We start from the raw sequence: 17645 nt of genomic DNA on the forward strand, positions 1-17645 counted from the left end.
CATTGGTGATGAATACGAACTCCCGTTTTTGCTCCCCATCCCAGTATCTGACGAGACGGAATTGCTCAGGATAGTACTTGTGAGGATAGTGCCCCTGTTAGTTCTATAGTTGAATCCGACAGGACATTCTTAGGAAGTCTGCGCTTCCATTTGACAGCCTTGTATTTCAGGTTCTTTTTGGCTCTGACAACAAACTTTGCTTTTACTAAATGAATGTGGCATAGACTTTTAAAGTCGTTATAGGCACGGTCAAATATGTAGTAAGCACTTGGTTCATAAGGAATTTCCGTCATTGCTTTAGAATCGTATACTTTGGCCTCGGTGATATGGAAGAACTTTGGAATCTGAGTTTCCACGTCATACAACGTGTGGACTTTTATGCCAGCTTTCTTCTTTCTGAACTTGGCCCACCAGAACACACTCAGACACAAGTCTATGGTAGTTGAGTCAAAAGCATAGACGCCCCCGCCGAGTTTAAAAATGTCTGTTGCACGTTTACGTTGAGCTTCATCCACCAGAAAGTAAGCATACTTTTCAAAAATATGATAGTCTCGCTCCTGGTTGGATTTTGCCAAGGTTGTCTTCGATACGTTCTTTCCAAGTCCGAGATAGTAGAGTTTGCCTTTGTGGGCTTCCAATGCCACTATCAAATCTCGCAGACTTACTCGATTGGAGAGTTGACCGAACATCAGACAAAGTAGCTGGTTCCAACAAGTGAAATGCTTCACATATCGGTTTCCTTGATACTTGTCTACGATGCGTCTAAACTTATCTTGATTCAAGAAAAATATCAATTGTGCGAAAACGTACTTTTCCTTATTCATGCAGATCTATTCTTTGATCTGCAAAATTATGAAATCAAATCGTCGCGCACGGAAAATCTCTGTAATTAACTATGTTTCAATACTTTCAAAGAACAATTTGTGATTTTAACGGGACAGCAATGATAATACATAATAGAAAAGGTCAAATTGGCTATACATATACAATACCAAATATAGGAGATTACTCCCATTCAACGTCTAGTATTGCTCCATGGGGAGTAAGGGCTGTTGCGAATATACATACCCATGGAGAAAGTTCTGTTTGGAATGATAAGAAATATTATGATAATGAATTTTCAGGAGCAAGAGATGATAAATATGGTACTCCTCTTTCTAATCAGCAAAAAAAATTAGAGCATTCTTTTTGGGATATAGGACTAGCTAATAAGGACAAACATCCGAGTTATTTGGCAACTCCAAATGGATCTTTACAAAAATATAATCCCGAAACAGGTAAGACTGTTGTAGTTAATAATAATATGCCTAGTGACGTCAAAGATCCCACAAGAAAGAACAAAGTAAGTTCTAGCGAAACAAAAAAATATGATTTAAAAGACGAAATTGAATGGCAAAGAAGAATAGATCAAGAAGCAGCAAATGAACGAATAATTAAATTTTAATAAAAATATAGCGATATGAAAAAAATAACAACTATAATAATATTTTTAGTAGGAATAATACTAGGAATATTTATCAAATCAGAATATGACATAGTGAAAAGCAAAAATGTCATAGTCAAAGAAGATTTTATCTTTAAAGGAAATGTGAAAGTAGACAAGGATATGATAGATGCACGAAAATCAGTAGATGATAGTATCAATTATGAATCAGGAACAGACGACCCTTTAAACGTATATAACAGTCAGAACGGAACTATTCCCGATGCTAAGGCAGCAGTAGGTATTGCAAAAATAATACTTAATTATTGTTACGGAGAGGGAACAATTAACAAAGAAAAACCTTTTAATGTAGAATTAGTAAATAACAGAGTCTGGTATATATATGGTTCTCTTCCAAAAGGCTCTTTTGGTGGCGCTGCTCAGATATCAATCCAGAAGTCTGATGGTAAGGTATTAGGAATATTTCATGGCAAATAAAAATACTTTCACTTAAAAGGTACGTGTAATGCTCTAGTATCTGATGCAAACAAGGGAATTGCCAATATAGAATACGACAATATGAATAATCCAAGAAGAATACAATTTACAAACGGTAATGTTACGGAGTATGTATATTCTGCTGACGGTGAAAAGCTGCGTACAATACACCGTACGGCCGTGAACAACATTACAGTGCCTATTGGCAATACATTACCGCTAACGGTTGCCAATACTCTTTCAGCGGATAGCACGGATTACATAGGTCCTTTCATTTTTGAGAATAACAAGCCGGGCAAAGTATTATTTAGTGGCGGGTTCTGTTCATTCACGGATAGCAATCAGCCCGTATTCCATTATTATACTCAAGACCATCTGGGAAACAACCGTGCCGTAGTGAATGAGAATGGTACGCTGGAACAGGTTACGCACTACTATCCTTTTGGCGGTGTATATGGTGATGCCGGGCTTAATGCTTCTGCGCAGCCATATAAGTATAATGGAAAAGAGCTGGACAGAATGCATGGACTGGATTGGTATGACTATGGAGCTAGAGATTATGACGCAGCCTTGGCCCAATGGACTAAAATGGATCCTCTATGTGAAACGTATAAAGGAATCAATCCGTATGCATATTGTATGAATAATCCGATAAAGTTTGTAGATATAAAAGGACTTGCTCCTGGTGATTTCTTCATTTCTATGGATGCTGCAGCTAACGATTTTGGACTAACTTTCAATGATAATTCTATTAGAGGAAATGTTGAATATGGCTCAACTATTTTTATAATACATAACAGAAAAGGTCAGATTGGCTATACATATACGATACCAAATACGGGAGGATATTCCCACTCAACGTCTAGTATTGCTCCATGGGGAGTAAGGACTGTTGCGAATATACATACCCATGGAGAAAGTTCTGTTTGGAATGATATTAAATATTATGATAATGAATTTTCAGGAGCAAGAGATGGATATGATAATCCTCTTTCTGATAAACAAAAGATGTTAGAGCATTCCAATTGTTTGGATATAGGACAGGCTAATAAGAACAAATATCCGAGTTATGTGGCAACTCCAAATGGATCTTTACAAAAATATAATCCCGAAACAGGTAAGACTGTTGTAGTTAATAATAATATGCCTAGTGACGTCAAAGATCCCACAAGAAAGAACAAAGTAAGTTCTAGCGAAACAAAAAAATATGATTTAAAAGACGAAATTGAATGGCAAAGAAGAATAGATCAAGAAGCAGCAAATGAACGAATAATTAAATTTTAATAAAAATATAGCGATATGAAAAAAATAACAACTATAATAATATTTTTAGTCGGAATAATACTAGGAATATTTATCAAATCAGAATATGACATAGTGAAAAGCAAAAATGTCGTAGTTAAAGAAGATTTTATCTTTAAAGGAAAAGTGAAAGTAGACAAGGATATGATAGATGCACGAAAATCGGTAGATGATAGTATCAATTATGAATCTGAAATAGACCCATTTAACGTATACAGTAATCAGAACGGACTCATTCCCAATGCTAAGGCAGCAGTAGATATTGCAAAGATAATATTTAATTATTGCGAAAATGGAGCATTTAACAATGAAAAACCTTTTAATGTAGAATTAGTAAATAACAGAGTGTGGTACATATATGGTTCTCTTCCAAAAGGCTCTTATGGTGGTGTTGTCCAAATGTCAATACAGAAGTCTGATGGTAAGGTCTTATCAATATTTCATGGCAAATAAAAATACTTTCACTTAAAATGTACGTGCAATGCTCTAGTATCTGATGCAAACAAGGGAATTGCCAATATAGAATACGACAATATGAATAATCCAAGAAGAATACAATTTACAAACGGTAATGTTACAGAGTATGTATATTCTGCTGACGGTAAAAGCTGCGTACAATACACCGTACGGCTGTGAACAACATTACAGTGCCTATTGGCAATACATTACCGCTAACGGTTGCCAATACTCTTTCCGTAGATAGCACGGATTACATAGGTCCATTCATTTTTGAGAATAACAAGCCGGACAAAGTATTATTTAGTGGCGGGTTCTGTTCATTCACGGATAGCAACCAGCCCGTGTTCCATTATTATACTCAAGACCATCTGGGAAACAACCGTGCTGTAGTGAATGAGAATGGCACGCTGGAACAGGTTACGCACTACTATCCTTTTGGCGGTGTATATGGTGATGCCGGACTTAATGCTTCTGCACAGCCATATAAGTACAATGGAAAAGAGCTGGACAGAATGCATGGACTGGATTGGTATGACTATGGGGCTAGAGATTATGACGCTGCATTAGCCCAATGGACTAAAATGGATAGATATTGTGAGAAATACTATAATGCCAGTCCTTATGTGTATTGTGGTGATAATCCAGTGAATAACATTGATGAGAATGGCGATACTATAATATATAATATGCCTATAATTGAAAAGGGAGAAATCGTTGGATATGATAAATATTCTTATTGTAATAATAACGGAGTCTATGGATTTGAAAATTCAGAAAAACAGTTATATACAGGAAGTAATGTATATTTAAATGCTTTAAATGGTGCATTGGATAAATTAAGAGAAAGTAAAACAGGAGCTGATATTATCACAAGTTTAAGTGGTAATTATAATGTTTACATTTCAACAGGGTATAATAGTACCGATGGTAACAAAAATCAAGCAAAGATACTTTGGGATTGTGAAAGTATAGATGGTGGTATAGATGAAAACGGTTCAACCAATAGACCATCCTATATAGGGTTAGTTCATGAACTAGCGCATGCAAAAGACGCTAAAGAGGGAATATCTGAAAAAGGAAACTGGATAGAGCAGACACCTACAACAAATGCAGTTCCTAATTCAGAAAAATACGCATGCTATATAGAGAACAAAATACGTATAGAACATGATATACCTTTAAGGACTCATTATAGTACTATTTCAGGAAAAGGATTCGAACCTACACGAGTAATTGATGCAAAAACAAGAAAACTTTTATTTTTCCATTAAAAATATATATATGAAAAAAATATTATTTATATTTGTAGTTATATTATGTAACAGCTATGCATATTCTTATAATTGGAATGGTATATCCGATTCTATAAGGAACGTTCAAAGAACTACTATTCGTGGTAATCTCTCACAAGACTCTGTACACTGGTGTGACTGGCAAATAGATAATTACAATAAAATAAGGAAAATAGATGGGCTTTATAAATTTGTAGAGAATCGTGTAAGTATTAATGATACATTGATCATTCTTGAGATTTATAGTGATGATTACAGAGGAGACTATTCAGCATGTTGGCTTAAGAAGTCACCAAAAGATATTCTAATTTATCGTTTAGTAAATAAATCGGCCTATAATATAGGCCTAAATAATTTAAAAAATGATACCTTGAGAATTGATACAGATGTCACGAATTGTTTTTTTCATGAGAAAACACGTAACTTATGTAACAATTGGAATATTTCTGAAATTAATAAAATAGAAGATAACCACAAGGACATTACTATTTGTGAAAGTTATTATATATTAGCAACAAGAATAATGTTTTATAAAGATAATAAATATAAAATAGATTGTTTCTTCTTTGAGAATTTTGAGTAGAATATTAAAAAGACCAATATTCTGAAATTATCAAAAATATGTTTCAAGATCTGAAATTATAATATTATGACTCAGCTGATATATAGAATAGTTTGGCAAAGAGACATAAATTTATAGATTTAGAAATCTAGAAAATATGCATGAGAGAACAAAATACGCATAGAACATAATATATATGCTTTCCGAAATTGGACACTGTTTAACTTGGGAGTATTACATAACTTTACTTGCAAAAACTGCAATAAGGGGCAAGATTCAATTGAAGCAAAACTACAAAATGGAGTACCGGAATTTTGCGGAACCGGTAGCATAACAAGAACATCTAAAGGAGATTTTCTACTAAAGAGCATTTATTATGATACAAATGGGCGTATTGAGGATGAGTGCTCTACCCTGCCTGAGGGCGCTGCTATATGTGTTCATACAGAATATTCTTTCACAGACAAGCCTGCCTCATCAATCATCATGGTACGAAAAGATGGCAAAATATACAATGAAAATGTATACAACACCTATTATAAGGCGAATGATAAAATGGAAAATATTGACATAAAAATAAATAATATTTCACAAAGGATTTGCACAATAAGCTATGACGGGCTGGGACGGGTTATAAAGAATACACGCGGTGATAATGCAGGAGACATTTCCTATAACTATAATCTACGTGGCTGGACGACAGCGATCACAGGCAAAGGGTTCAAAGAGACACTGCATTATACTGATGGACCGGGCACGCCATGCTATAACGGAAACATCAGCAGCCAGCAGTGGCAAACTGACAACGAAAGTGGCATAAGAGGGTATAAATTCGATTATGACGGGATGAACCGGCTTACTACAGCCACATATGGTGAAAATGCCGACATGAGTCAAAACACAGGACGGTATGATGAAAAGATTACAGGCTATACCGCAAACAGTGCTATAACGAGTCTGCAACGTAGTGGAAAGATGACCAATGGCAACTATGGACTCATTGATGACCTTAGTATTACGCTCAATGGAAACCAGCTGTATAGCATCAAGGACAATGCTGCCCCTGTACTTTACAATGGGGCATTCGATTTTAAGGACAATACTGTAAGCGTGTCCGGTGCTGAATATATCTACGACGGAAACGGTTCGCTGGTATCTGATGCAAACAAGGGAATTGCCAATATAGAATACGACAATATGAATAATCCAAGAAGAATACAATTTACAAACGGTAATGTTACAGAGTATGTATATTCTGCTGACGGTGAAAAGCTGCGTACTATACACCGTACGGCCGTGAACAACATTACAGTGCCTATTGGCAATACATTACCGCTAACGATTGCCAATACTCTTTCAGTGGATAGCACGGATTGCATAGGTCCCTTCATTTTTGAGAATAACAAGCCGGACAAAGTATTATTTAGTGGCGGGTTCTGCTCATTCACTGATAGCAATCAGCCCGTGTTCCATTATTATACTCAAGACCATCTGGGAAACAACCGTGCTGTAGTGAATGAGAATGGCACGCTGGAACAGGTTACGCACTACTATCCTTTTGGCGGTGTATATGGTGATGCCGGACTTAATGCTTCTGCACAGCCTTATAAGTACAATGGAAAAGAGCTGGACAGAATGCATGGACTGGATTGGTATGACTATGGGGCTAGAGATTATGACGCTGCATTGGCCCAATGGACTAAAATGGATCCGCTATGTGAAACGTATAAAGGAATCAATCCGTATGCATATTGTATGAATAATCCGATAATGAATATAGATCCCGACGGAAGACAAGTTAGAATTCACTATGTAGATAGGAATGGAAATAACCAGATATATATATTCTATGGATTTCGTGGGAAGAAAAGGATTATATACCCCAAAAACCAATTTATTAAGGATTTCATACAGGCATATCTCTATGATGCAAAAAATGGGGGAGGAGAAAACTTGATATTAGCTGCTACAAATGATAAATACACTATCGATTTATATGATGGTTCTAAAAGCGAGATGTTTGATGACAATAAAGGTCCTGATACAGAAAATTTTGGATACAATGGCCAAAATGTTGTGCGATGGCAATCTCGTAAAGGAACGAAGTTCAATCATGGTAAAGGGAAACAGTCAGCTGCAACAGCATTGGAACACGAGTTTGATCATGCTGTGGATAAAGAAAGGAATGGAACTGAACATAGAAATCGGGAAAGAAGAGTTAGAACAGACCATATGCAATATGATAATGAAGAAGAATATAGAGTTATCATAGGAAGTGAAAGAAAAACAGCTATAGATAATGGAGAGTCTCCCAGAAATAGTCATAGCGGTCAATATTATCCAACAATTAGTCCAACTTCAACAATAGAAAAATGAAAAAAAATCTAGGTTTAATAATTTTATTTTTAATTTCAGTATGTGCTGTTATTGGAGTTTTTTATACACACGAGAAGACTCGAAATATACCGAAGTCCTCAGATTCAATTATTGTTTATTTCCAAACGATTTTCACTACTTCGGATAAATTTAAAGGAGCAAAAAATAAAATTAGATTGTCTGATCGTTTGCATCCCAATGATACAATACTTTTAAGTCATAAAGACTTTATGATAATTAGTTCTATTGTAAACAATAGAGTTCGTTGTAAATCTGATACGATAGGTGTACCAGAAATGTATCTGAAGACAAAGGAAGGACATATATTCTTGACACGTTTTACATATTACGTGACAGATGATAATATGAATCCTTATATTCCAAATAAAGAGGCAATACGAAGACTTTATGATATTTGTAAGATCTATAATTATTTTGAGAAAGAAAATATAATGTATGGAAAGCTATATAAGAAGATCCCTCTAGATTATTCATACTATTATGCCCATAAAAACGGTTTTGCAAATCCAGAAGATAGAATGGAAGAGATTATTGCAGAACAAAAGAAAGGGATAAAGTTATTATTGATTGATACATATCGATAGATAATGATAATATAATTTGAGTAAACTATATGGCCTTACGCGGATAACGCAAAGCTCGCAGAGAAAATACAGCAACGGAAAATAAATATACTCCCTTCTGATAGTATGAATAAATCTTGGAAAAGTCTGCGGAAGAATTGACACAGATAAATGAATATTTTTTACTATTTTAAAAAACGGACGAAGACTTTCACATGATATATTCTTCAACTAAAGATGGAAAACTAGATTCAAAAAACTCTTTCCAAATTGATAAAAAAGTTATTGATAAGCACTTAGAAACAACAGTTTATGGAAAATCATCTGATGAATTTGGAGGCGCAAAAAACAAACATTATGAGTATAATAAAAATACAAATGTAGAAGTATCTGGTATTACTATCGTAGGAAAATGTGACCCTAATAAAATAAAACCTTTCATAGAATGAGAATAAAAAGATTAACATTAAATTTGCTATTAGTGTTTATTAGTATTAGTTGCTCTGCAATCAATGCTGACACAATAAGTATCTTTTATACAAGAAATACGTCTTTAATTAATATTATGGATTCAATATCTGACTTGAATAAGAGGGACAAAAAAGATTATCAGAAACAAGAATTTTTAATGCTCCTAAGGCAAAGCGAAAAAGGAATAATGCTTTATATTACACAATGTTATATAGATAAAGATACTTTTAAAGACTACCATCCTTTGGGATGTGTTATTAAGAATGATTCTTATTTTTATATCGTAAATCAAGGCATTAGTAATGACTCACTTAACAGTATATTTAAAAAAACAGATAACAAAATCATACCATATATCATGAAAGAACAAGATATTGATGCTGACGTTTATTTCGTCTACAGAGAATCAAGACTATTCAGGTTGATAAATGGCTTTTTCCGAAGAGAATAATAAGTTATGATATCATAAATAAATGTCTCCAAATGGATCTTTACAAAAATATAATCCCGAAACAGGTAAGACTGTTGTAGTTAATAATAATATGCCTAGTGACGTCAAAGATCCCACAAGAAAGAACAAAGTAAGTTCTAGCGAAACAAAAAAATATGATTTAAAAGACGAAATTGAATGGCAAAGAAGAATAGATCAAGAAGCAGCAAATGAACGAATAATTAAATTTTAATAAAAATATAGCGATATGAAAAAAATAACAACTATAATAATATTTTTAGTCGGAATAATACTAGGAATATTTATCAAATCAGAATATGACATAGTGAAAAGCAAAAATGTCGTAGTTAAAGAAGATTTTATCTTTAAAGGAAGTGTGAAAGTAGATCATGATATGATAGATGCACGAAAATCGGTAGATGATAGTGTCAATTATGTATCTGGAATAGACCCATTTAACGTATATAGCAATCAGGATGGAATCATTCCAGATGCTAAATCAGCTGTAGATATTGCAAAGATAATACTTAATTATTATTACGATGGAACATTTAATAATGAAAAGCCTTTTAATGTAGAACTAGTAAATAATAGAGTCTGGTACATATATGGTTCGCTTCCAAAAGGTTATTATGGTGGCGTTGCCCAGATATCAATACAGAAGTCTGATGGTAAGGTATTAGGAATATTTCATGACAAATAAAAATACTTTCACTTAAAAGGTACGTGTAATGCTCTAGTATCTGATGCAAACAAGGGAATTGCCAATATAGAATACGACAATATGAATAATCCAAGAAGAATACAATTTACAAACGGAAATGTTACGGAATATGTATATTCTGCTGAGGGTGAAAAGCTGCGTACAATACACCGTACGGCCGTGAACAACATTACAGTGCCTATTGGCAATACATTACCGCTAACGGTTGCCAATACTCTTTCCGTAGATAGCACGGATTACATAGGTCCTTTCATTTTTGAGAATAACAAGCCGGACAAAGTATTATTTAGTGGCGGGTTCTGTTCATTCACGGATAGCAACCAGCCCGTGTTCCATTATTATACTCAAGACCATCTGGGAAACAACCGTGCAGTAGTGAATGAGAATGGTACGCTGGAACAGGTTACGCACTACTATCCTTTTGGCGGTGTATATGGTGATGCCGGGTTTAATGCTTCTGCACAGCCATATAAGTACAATGGAAAAGAGCTGGACAGAATGCATGGACTGGATTGGTATGACTATGGGGCTAGAGATTATGACGCTGCATTGGCCCAATGGACTAAAATGGATCCACTATGTGAAACGTATAAAGGAATCAATCCGTATGCATATTGTATGAATAATCCGATAAAGTTTGTAGATATAAAAGGATTTGCTCCTGGTGATTTCTTCATTTCTATGGATGCTGCAGCTAACGATTTTGGACTAACTTTCAATGATAATTCTATTAGAAAAAATGTTGAATATGGCTCAACTATTTTTATAATACATAACAGAAAAGGTCAGATTGGCTATACATATACAATACCAAATATAGGAGATTACTCCCATTCAACGTCTAGTATTGCTCCATGGGGAGTAAGGGCTGTTGCGAATATACATACCCATGGAGAAAGTTCTTATTGGAATGATGATGATCATAAATATTATGATAATGAATTTTCAGGAGCAAGAGATGAATATGGTACTCCTCTTTCTGATCAGCAAAAAAGGTTAGAGCATTCCTTTTGGGATATAGGACAGGCTAATAAGAACAAACATCCGAGTTATTTGGCAACTCCAAATGGATCTTTACAAAAATATAATCCCGAAACAGGTAAGACTGTTGTAGTTAATAATAATATGCCTAGTGACGTCAAAGATCCCACAAGAAAGAACAAAGTAAGTTCTAGCGAAACAAAAAAATATGATTTAAAAGACGAAATTGAATGGCAAAGAAGAATAGATCAAGAAGCAGCAAATGAACGAATAATTAAATTTTAATAAAAATATAGCGATATGAAAAAAATAACAACTATAATAATATTTTTAGTAGGAATAATACTAGGAATATTTATCAAGTCAGAATATGACATAGTAAAAAGCAAAAATGTCGTAGTCAAAGAAGATTTTATCTTTAAAGGAAATGTGAAAGTAGACAAGGATATAACAGAAGAACGAAAATTGGTAGATGATACTTATTTTAAATCAGATATAGACACTATGGGAGTTTATGGCAGAACGAATGGTATAATACCCAATGCAAAGTCAGCAGCAGGTATTGCGAAGATAATACTTAATTATTGTTACGGAGAGGGAACAATTAACAAAGAAAAACCTTTTAATGTAGAATTAGTAAATAACAGAGTCTGGTATATATATGGTTCTCTTCCAAAAAACTCTTTTGGTGGCGCTGCTCAGATATTAATACAGAAGTCTGATGGTAAGGTATTAGGAATATTTCATGGCAAATAAAAATACTTTCACTTAAAAGGTACGTGTAATGCTCTAGTATCTGATGCAAACAAGGGAATTGCCAATATAGAATACGACAATATGAATAATCCAAGAAGAATACAATTTATCAACGGAAATGTTACGCAGTAAGTATATTCTGTTAAAGGTGAAAGACTGCGTACCATTAACCACATACGGTAAACAATATATAAACTGTTGAAAGGTATTTTATACATCACAGAAAAACTTATAAAATAGAAAATAAAAACGTTCTCTAACCTCAACCTCACTATTATTGTATAAATATATGTACACTAGCATGTTATGCGAGTGAGGTTTAATATTATAACCTCACTAAACCTCACTATGTCTTTTTCCAAAAGTGGTTAACTTTTTAATAATTAATTGATAATATATATAATATCTCGAATTATAGCCTTTATATTTATCTTGTGCAAACAACGAAATATAGACAAAACAATATGCAAACATTATATTGCGTAAAGCAAATCAGGAATGGTTTTACACTTGTATAAAGTGTTTCAGTAAATCTTTAAATAATTTGTATAGAAAACTAAGAAATTTAACTAAAGAGATTTATGCCGAATTCAGTCATAGTAATAATAGACAATAAGCATAGTCTCACTACTAAAAAACGAACTTTTCAGGTCTGAAAAACAACTTGTTTTATTAAGCAAAACAAGTTGATTTGTCTAACAAAATAAGTTGTTTTGCTCTTTAATATTTATGCTTTTCCAACACAAAAGATTACTAAATAGCAATGATTTGATACTAGTGAGATTAACCTCACTAACCTCACTAAACCTCACTAAATATAACATATTGATACACATACATTTATACAATAATAGTGAGGTTGAGGTTAAAAAAAAATTAAAAATTAAAAATATTTTGGGTATTGTAATAATCGCATTTAATTTTGTATTATTATATTGCACTAATGAAATTAGTACAGACAGTGAGCAACCTATAACAAAGTAGATTATCAGTTAAACTTTCAAATTTATTACTGTTTCTGTTAATTATTACATTTTTAATAGCTAACTTTGCGGCTGTATACAAAATAAATAGATTGACATGTCATTAAAATGTGGTATAGTAGGCCTTCCTAATGTAGGAAAATCTACTCTTTTCAATTGTGTGTCGAGTGCTAAAGCACAGGCCGCTAATTTCCCATTCTGTACAATAGAGCCTAACGTAGGCGTAATCACAGTTCCTGATGAACGACTGACAAAACTTGCCGAAATAGTTCACCCGGGACGTATAGTACCTGCAACTTGTGAGATCGTAGATATAGCAGGATTGGTAAAGGGAGCCAGTAAAGGTGAAGGACTTGGAAATAAATTTCTTGGAAATATCCGTGAAACTGATGCAATAATACATGTATTGCGTTGTTTTGATGATGAAAACATAACTCATGTAGACGGTACAATAGATCCTATACGTGATAAGGAGATTATAGATACAGAGCTACAGCTCAAAGACCTCGAAACAATAGAGAGCCGAATGAGCAAAGAGCAAAAAATAGCCGCTACAGGAAATAAGGACGCAAAAGTAAATGTTGCTGTGCTTGATGCTTATAAAGAAGCTCTTGATAAAGGACTTAACGCACGCACTGTTGAATTTGAAAGCAAAGAAGAGCAACAAGCCGCTCACGACTTGTTCTTGCTAACCGCCAAACCGGTATTGTACATCTGCAATGTAGACGAAAACAGTGCAAAAGATGGTAATGAATACAGCAAAAGGGTTGAGGAAATAGCTAAAACTGAAGGTGCAGAAGTACTCGTTATTGCAGCTAAGACCGAAGAGGATATAGCTAGCCTTGAGACTTACGAAGATAAAAAGATTTTCCTTGACGAACTCGGACTTGAAGAGAGCGGCGTAAACCGTCTTATCAAGAAAGCATACAGTCTGCTCAACCTTCAGACATTTATTACTGCAGGAGAGATGGAAGTAAAGGCCTGGACTTATCATAAGGGATGGAAGGCACCACAATGCGCCGGTGTAATACATACTGACTTTGAGAAAGGATTTATCCGTGCTGAGGTAATAAAGTACGAAGATTATATCAAATATGGCAATGAAGCTGCTATAAGAGAAGCTGGAAAACTTGGCGTAGAAGGTAAAGACTATGAGGTGCAGGACGGAGATATAATGCACTTCAGATTTAACGTATAAAAATATGAACTTACTGAATTACATTCTCTGGAATCCCCCACTCTATTTATTTCATATAGGTGGTTTTGGGATTAGATGGTATTCCACATGTTGGCTTATCGGTCTGCTACTAGCTTATTTCGTTGTGAAGCGATTGTATAAGGAACAGAAGATTGAAGACAAATACTTCGATCCATTGTTCATCTACTGTTTTGTTGGCATACTGGCCGGTGCAAGACTTGGTCATTGCATCTTCTATCAACCGGATTATTTTCTTACCAGCTGGCCACATGTAATTGAGATGCTTCTGCCTATACACCAGACAATAGACGGTGCATGGAAGTTTGTTGGATATGAAGGTCTGGCAAGTCATGGAGGCACAATAGGACTTATGATTGCACTATATTTGTATTATCGTAAAACGAAAGTCAATTTATGGACAGTATTAGATAATATAGCTATAGCAACTCCTACCACAGCTTGTTTTATAAGGCTCGGCAATTTAATGAATTCAGAAATAATAGGAAAAGTTACTGATGTACCATGGGCGTTCATATTCGAACGAGTAGACGGAGCACCAAGACATCCGGGACAGTTATACGAAGCAATAGCTTACGCTATTATCTTCTTCATAGGCTGGTACTTCTACCGTAAAAGCGCAAAGAAAGTGGGTTCCGGATTTTTCTTTGGATTATGCCTTACATTAATATTCGCATTCAGATTCTTTGTTGAATTCACTAAGGATATACAAGAACCCTTTGAAGCAGGATTACCATTAGATATGGGACAGATATTGAGCGTGCCATTTGTCATACTCGGACTGTTTTGTATGTTTGGAGGTAAATGGATGAAAAAATTAGGAGCTGATTAATTCAGCTCTTTTTTTATTTCCCTTTTACTATTTTCTTTATGTCATTCAATTTATTAAGAGCATCCACAGGTGTTAGATTATTTATATCAAGGCCTAATATTTCATCTCGCACCTGACACAGTATAGGATCATCCAATTGGAAAAAACTCAGTTGCATACCTTCACGGCTTGATGCTATCTCATGCGTAGGTTTGCCTGCTGTACCAACTGTACTGTTATCATCCTCCAATTGTTTAAGGATAACGTTAGCTCTCTTAACTATACTCTTAGGCATGCCCGCAATCTCTGCTACATGTATACCAAATGAGTGCTCACTCCCACCCCTCTCAAGTTTACGTAAGAATATAACCTTACCGTCAAGTTCCTTAACAGAAACATTATAATTTTTGATACGAGAGAAGTTTTTCTCCATCTCATTCATCTCATGGTAGTGTGTAGCAAAAAGAGTACGTGCCCTTGCCTTTGTATGCTCATGAAGATACTCTACTATTGCCCATGCAATGGATATACCATCATAAGTAGATGTACCACGCCCCAATTCATCAAAAAGCACAAGGCTCTTTGGCGAAACATTATTCAATATGTTAGCTGCCTCTGTCATCTCTACCATAAAGGTTGATTCTCCTAACGAAATATTATCAGAAGCACCAACACGGGTGAATATTTTATCTACCAAACCTATTCTAGCTGATTCTGCCGGCACAAAGCATCCTACCTGGGCCATTAGTACTATCAAGGCTGTTTGTCGCAGCAGAGCCGATTTACCGGCCATATTTGGACCGGTTATTATCATTATCTGTTGCTTTTCGGTGTCAAGGTATATGTCATTCGGCACATAGCGCTCCCCTAGCGGCAGTTGAGTCTCAATAACAGGATGTCTTCCTTTCTTTATATCAAGTACATCTGTTGTATCTATCACCGGACGTATATAGTTATTCTCTTCAGATGTTTTGGCAAAAGATAACAGACAATCAAGTCTTGCAATAAGATTGGCATTTATCTGAATGGCAGGAATATACTCTTGCATAGACATAACAAGATCATTAAACAATTTTGTCTCAAGTGATAAAATTTTGTCTTCAGCGCCTAGTATCTTTTCTTCATACTCTTTTAATTCCTGGGTAATGTAACGCTCTGCCTGAACAAGAGTCTGCTTGCGTATCCATGATTCAGGAACTTTATCTTTATATGTATTTCTTACTTCCAGATAATAACCGAAAACATTATTATAGCCTATCTTTAGACTTGATATACCTGTTTCTTGGGTTTCACGCTCCTGTATTTTCATCAGATAATCTTTTCCATTATATGATATATTACGGAGTTCGTCCAGGTCTCTATTTACACCATCAGCTATCACCCCACCCTTGTTGATTAGTTGCGGTGGATCGTTTTTAACTTCTTTATCTATGCGGTCTCTTAAAAGAACACAAAGATTCAACTGCTCTCCTATCCTCTTCAGCGCATCATTTTTAGCACATTGGCATGCCTTTTTAACAGGCTGTATAGCTTGTAAGGCAATTTTTAGTTGCACTACCTCACGCGGTGATACTCTGCCTACAGCAACTTTGGATATTATACGTTCCAAATCACCTATCTGATGAAACTGATCATCAATAAGTTGACGAAATTCAGGTTCACGAAACAGATATTCCACAATATCCAATCTCTCATTTATCGGCTTCTCGTCTTTAAGTGGAAATACCACCCAACGCTTAAGCATACGAGCCCCCATTGGTGATACTGTTTTGTCTATCACATTAAGTAGTGAACTGCCATCCTCTTGCATAGGCTGGAGAAGTTCAAGACTACGTATGGTAAACTTATCCATTCGTACATATCTCTCCTCTTCTATTCTGGAAAGAGATGTTATATGTCCTATATGAGTATGCTGTGTAAGTTCAAGATATTGAAGAATAGCTCCACTGGCAATTACGCCTGACTTGAGATGATCTACTCCAAAGCCCTTAAGACTCTTAACACCAAACTGTTTAAGTAGTTTCTGATGAGCAGACTGCTCTGTAAAGACCCAGTCGTCTAATTCAAATGTAAAGAATTTATTACCAAAATATTTTTCAAAATCCTGTTTTTTGGCTCTATCAAAAAGTACTTCTTTAGGTGAAAAATTGCCAAGCAATTTGTCTACATAATCATATGTGCCCTCGCCTGTAAGAAACTCACCGGTAGATATATCAAGAAATGAAACACCGCAAGAATACTTTCCGAAATGTACAGCTGCCAAAAAGTTATTTTCTTTATAATTGAGCACATTATCACTCATAGCCACACCAGGTGTTACAAGTTCGGTAATGCCACGCTTAACTAACGTCTTTGTAAGTTTTGGGTCTTCCAACTGGTCGCATATAGCAACACGCTTACCGGCACGTACAAGTTTAGGTAAATAAGTATCCAATGCATGATGAGGAAAACCTGCCATCTCTGCAGATCCTTTATTTCCACCATTATTACGGCGCGTAAGAGTAATACCCAATATTTTTGAAGCCGTAACAGCATCTTCACAATACGTCTCATAAAAGTCACCACAACGGAATAGTAATAACGCATCTGGATGTTTTGCCTTCAACGTAAAAAACTGTTTCATCATTGGTGTAAGTCCGTTATCTTTATTTGCCATTAAGCTATTATTTTAAAATTTGTAATCGGCAAAATTAAAGAAAAAAGAGCAAAAGACAAAATAAAAAGAGTAAAAAATAATATCATATTTTTATATGATT

At 34.9% G+C, this 17645-nt stretch carries 18 protein-coding genes; 16 read left to right on the plus strand and 2 right to left on the minus strand.

What is annotated here, in order from left to right; genetic code table 11:
• Window positions 1-65 precede the first annotated feature (65 nt).
• The gene (locus tag XYLOR_RS10700) at window positions 66-824 is read right to left on the minus strand and encodes an IS4 family transposase (RefSeq protein WP_258575515.1); all 759 of its coding nucleotides are present in this window, start codon (window positions 822-824) and stop codon (window positions 66-68) included.
• Window positions 825-943: 119 nt separating this feature from the next.
• On the opposite strand from XYLOR_RS10700, the gene XYLOR_RS10705 reads away from it, so the two are divergent.
• From XYLOR_RS10705 to lgt, 16 genes are all read left to right on the plus strand, one after another.
• The gene (locus XYLOR_RS10705) at window positions 944-1444 is read left to right on the plus strand and encodes a DUF4329 domain-containing protein (protein ID WP_036879362.1); all 501 of its coding nucleotides are present in this window, start codon (window positions 944-946) and stop codon (window positions 1442-1444) included.
• A 15-nt stretch (window positions 1445-1459) separates the two neighbouring features.
• Window positions 1460-1921 (plus strand): NTF2 fold immunity protein, encoded by a 462-nt coding sequence (locus XYLOR_RS13440; RefSeq protein ID WP_051508977.1) that lies wholly within the window; start codon window positions 1460-1462, stop codon window positions 1919-1921.
• Window positions 1922-2002: 81 nt separating this feature from the next.
• Window positions 2003-3205, plus strand: coding sequence for an RHS repeat-associated core domain-containing protein (locus tag XYLOR_RS13445; protein ID WP_051508978.1), 1203 nt, complete (start codon window positions 2003-2005; stop codon window positions 3203-3205).
• A 15-nt stretch (window positions 3206-3220) separates the two neighbouring features.
• Complete coding sequence (locus tag XYLOR_RS10720; protein WP_036879364.1) at window positions 3221-3676, plus strand: NTF2 fold immunity protein; 456 nt, start codon at window positions 3221-3223, stop codon at window positions 3674-3676.
• Between the two features lie 179 nt (window positions 3677-3855).
• On the plus strand, window positions 3856-4953 hold the full coding sequence (locus tag XYLOR_RS13840) for an RHS repeat-associated core domain-containing protein (protein WP_154655724.1): 1098 nt from the start codon (window positions 3856-3858) through the stop codon (window positions 4951-4953).
• A gap of 10 nt (window positions 4954-4963) precedes the next feature.
• Window positions 4964-5557: a hypothetical protein gene (locus XYLOR_RS10730; RefSeq protein ID WP_154655725.1), complete on the plus strand. Its 594-nt coding sequence runs from the start codon at window positions 4964-4966 to the stop codon at window positions 5555-5557.
• 204 nt (window positions 5558-5761) lie between these two features.
• Complete coding sequence (locus XYLOR_RS10735) at window positions 5762-7912, plus strand: RHS repeat domain-containing protein (RefSeq protein WP_051508980.1); 2151 nt, start codon at window positions 5762-5764, stop codon at window positions 7910-7912.
• Complete coding sequence (locus XYLOR_RS10740; protein WP_036879371.1) at window positions 7909-8517, plus strand: hypothetical protein; 609 nt, start codon at window positions 7909-7911, stop codon at window positions 8515-8517. The genes XYLOR_RS10735 and XYLOR_RS10740 overlap by 4 nt, the downstream gene beginning before the upstream one ends.
• A 194-nt stretch (window positions 8518-8711) precedes the next feature.
• On the plus strand, window positions 8712-8945 hold the full coding sequence (locus XYLOR_RS10745; protein ID WP_036879373.1) for a hypothetical protein: 234 nt from the start codon (window positions 8712-8714) through the stop codon (window positions 8943-8945).
• Between the two features lie 116 nt (window positions 8946-9061).
• Window positions 9062-9418, plus strand: a complete 357-nt coding sequence (locus XYLOR_RS10750) for a hypothetical protein (protein WP_036879375.1) — start codon at window positions 9062-9064, stop codon at window positions 9416-9418.
• 22 nt (window positions 9419-9440) lie between these two features.
• Entirely contained in the window at window positions 9441-9650 is a 210-nt protein-coding gene (locus XYLOR_RS10755; protein WP_036879377.1) for a hypothetical protein, read from the plus strand.
• 15 nt (window positions 9651-9665) lie between these two features.
• Complete coding sequence (locus tag XYLOR_RS10760; protein ID WP_036879379.1) at window positions 9666-10121, plus strand: NTF2 fold immunity protein; 456 nt, start codon at window positions 9666-9668, stop codon at window positions 10119-10121.
• An 81-nt stretch (window positions 10122-10202) separates the two neighbouring features.
• Complete coding sequence (locus XYLOR_RS13455) at window positions 10203-11408, plus strand: RHS repeat-associated core domain-containing protein (protein WP_051508981.1); 1206 nt, start codon at window positions 10203-10205, stop codon at window positions 11406-11408.
• 15 nt (window positions 11409-11423) lie between these two features.
• Window positions 11424-11879 (plus strand): NTF2 fold immunity protein, encoded by a 456-nt coding sequence (locus XYLOR_RS13460; protein ID WP_051508982.1) that lies wholly within the window; start codon window positions 11424-11426, stop codon window positions 11877-11879.
• A 1080-nt stretch (window positions 11880-12959) separates the two neighbouring features.
• Entirely contained in the window at window positions 12960-14060 is a 1101-nt protein-coding gene (ychF, locus tag XYLOR_RS10780) for a redox-regulated ATPase YchF (protein ID WP_036879383.1), read from the plus strand.
• Between the two features lie 4 nt (window positions 14061-14064).
• Window positions 14065-14910, plus strand: a complete 846-nt coding sequence (gene lgt, locus XYLOR_RS10785; protein ID WP_036879385.1) for a prolipoprotein diacylglyceryl transferase — start codon at window positions 14065-14067, stop codon at window positions 14908-14910.
• A 13-nt stretch (window positions 14911-14923) separates the two neighbouring features.
• On the opposite strand, the gene mutS is transcribed toward lgt, so the two are convergent.
• Window positions 14924-17545 carry a DNA mismatch repair protein MutS gene (mutS, locus tag XYLOR_RS10790; protein ID WP_036879388.1) on the minus strand — a complete coding sequence of 874 codons (2622 nt, stop codon included), beginning with the start codon at window positions 17543-17545 and terminating at the stop codon, window positions 14924-14926.
• Window positions 17546-17645 lie beyond the last annotated feature (100 nt).

This window comes from Xylanibacter oryzae DSM 17970, from assembly GCF_000585355.1.
In the GTDB taxonomy this organism is placed as follows: domain Bacteria; phylum Bacteroidota; class Bacteroidia; order Bacteroidales; family Bacteroidaceae; genus Prevotella; species Prevotella oryzae.

Excerpts from the sequence above, each read along its gene's own strand:
- XYLOR_RS10700 (WP_258575515.1), bottom strand. The coding sequence starts at position 824 with ATGAATAAGGAAAAGTACGTTTTCGCACAATTGATATTTTTCTTGAAT.
- XYLOR_RS10705 (WP_036879362.1), top strand. The coding sequence starts at position 944 with ATGATAATACATAATAGAAAAGGTCAAATTGGCTATACATATACAATA.
- XYLOR_RS13440 (WP_051508977.1), top strand. The coding sequence starts at position 1,460 with ATGAAAAAAATAACAACTATAATAATATTTTTAGTAGGAATAATACTA.
- XYLOR_RS13445 (WP_051508978.1), top strand. The coding sequence starts at position 2,003 with ATGAATAATCCAAGAAGAATACAATTTACAAACGGTAATGTTACGGAG.
- XYLOR_RS10720 (WP_036879364.1), top strand. The coding sequence starts at position 3,221 with ATGAAAAAAATAACAACTATAATAATATTTTTAGTCGGAATAATACTA.
- XYLOR_RS10730 (WP_154655725.1), top strand. The coding sequence starts at position 4,964 with ATGAAAAAAATATTATTTATATTTGTAGTTATATTATGTAACAGCTAT.
- XYLOR_RS10740 (WP_036879371.1), top strand. The coding sequence starts at position 7,909 with ATGAAAAAAAATCTAGGTTTAATAATTTTATTTTTAATTTCAGTATGT.
- XYLOR_RS10745 (WP_036879373.1), top strand. The coding sequence starts at position 8,712 with ATGATATATTCTTCAACTAAAGATGGAAAACTAGATTCAAAAAACTCT.
- XYLOR_RS10750 (WP_036879375.1), top strand. The coding sequence starts at position 9,062 with ATGGATTCAATATCTGACTTGAATAAGAGGGACAAAAAAGATTATCAG.
- XYLOR_RS10755 (WP_036879377.1), top strand. The coding sequence starts at position 9,441 with ATGTCTCCAAATGGATCTTTACAAAAATATAATCCCGAAACAGGTAAG.
- XYLOR_RS10760 (WP_036879379.1), top strand. The coding sequence starts at position 9,666 with ATGAAAAAAATAACAACTATAATAATATTTTTAGTCGGAATAATACTA.
- XYLOR_RS13455 (WP_051508981.1), top strand. The coding sequence starts at position 10,203 with ATGAATAATCCAAGAAGAATACAATTTACAAACGGAAATGTTACGGAA.
- XYLOR_RS13460 (WP_051508982.1), top strand. The coding sequence starts at position 11,424 with ATGAAAAAAATAACAACTATAATAATATTTTTAGTAGGAATAATACTA.
- ychF (WP_036879383.1), top strand. The coding sequence starts at position 12,960 with ATGTCATTAAAATGTGGTATAGTAGGCCTTCCTAATGTAGGAAAATCT.
- lgt (WP_036879385.1), top strand. The coding sequence starts at position 14,065 with ATGAACTTACTGAATTACATTCTCTGGAATCCCCCACTCTATTTATTT.
- mutS (WP_036879388.1), bottom strand. The coding sequence starts at position 17,545 with ATGGCAAATAAAGATAACGGACTTACACCAATGATGAAACAGTTTTTT.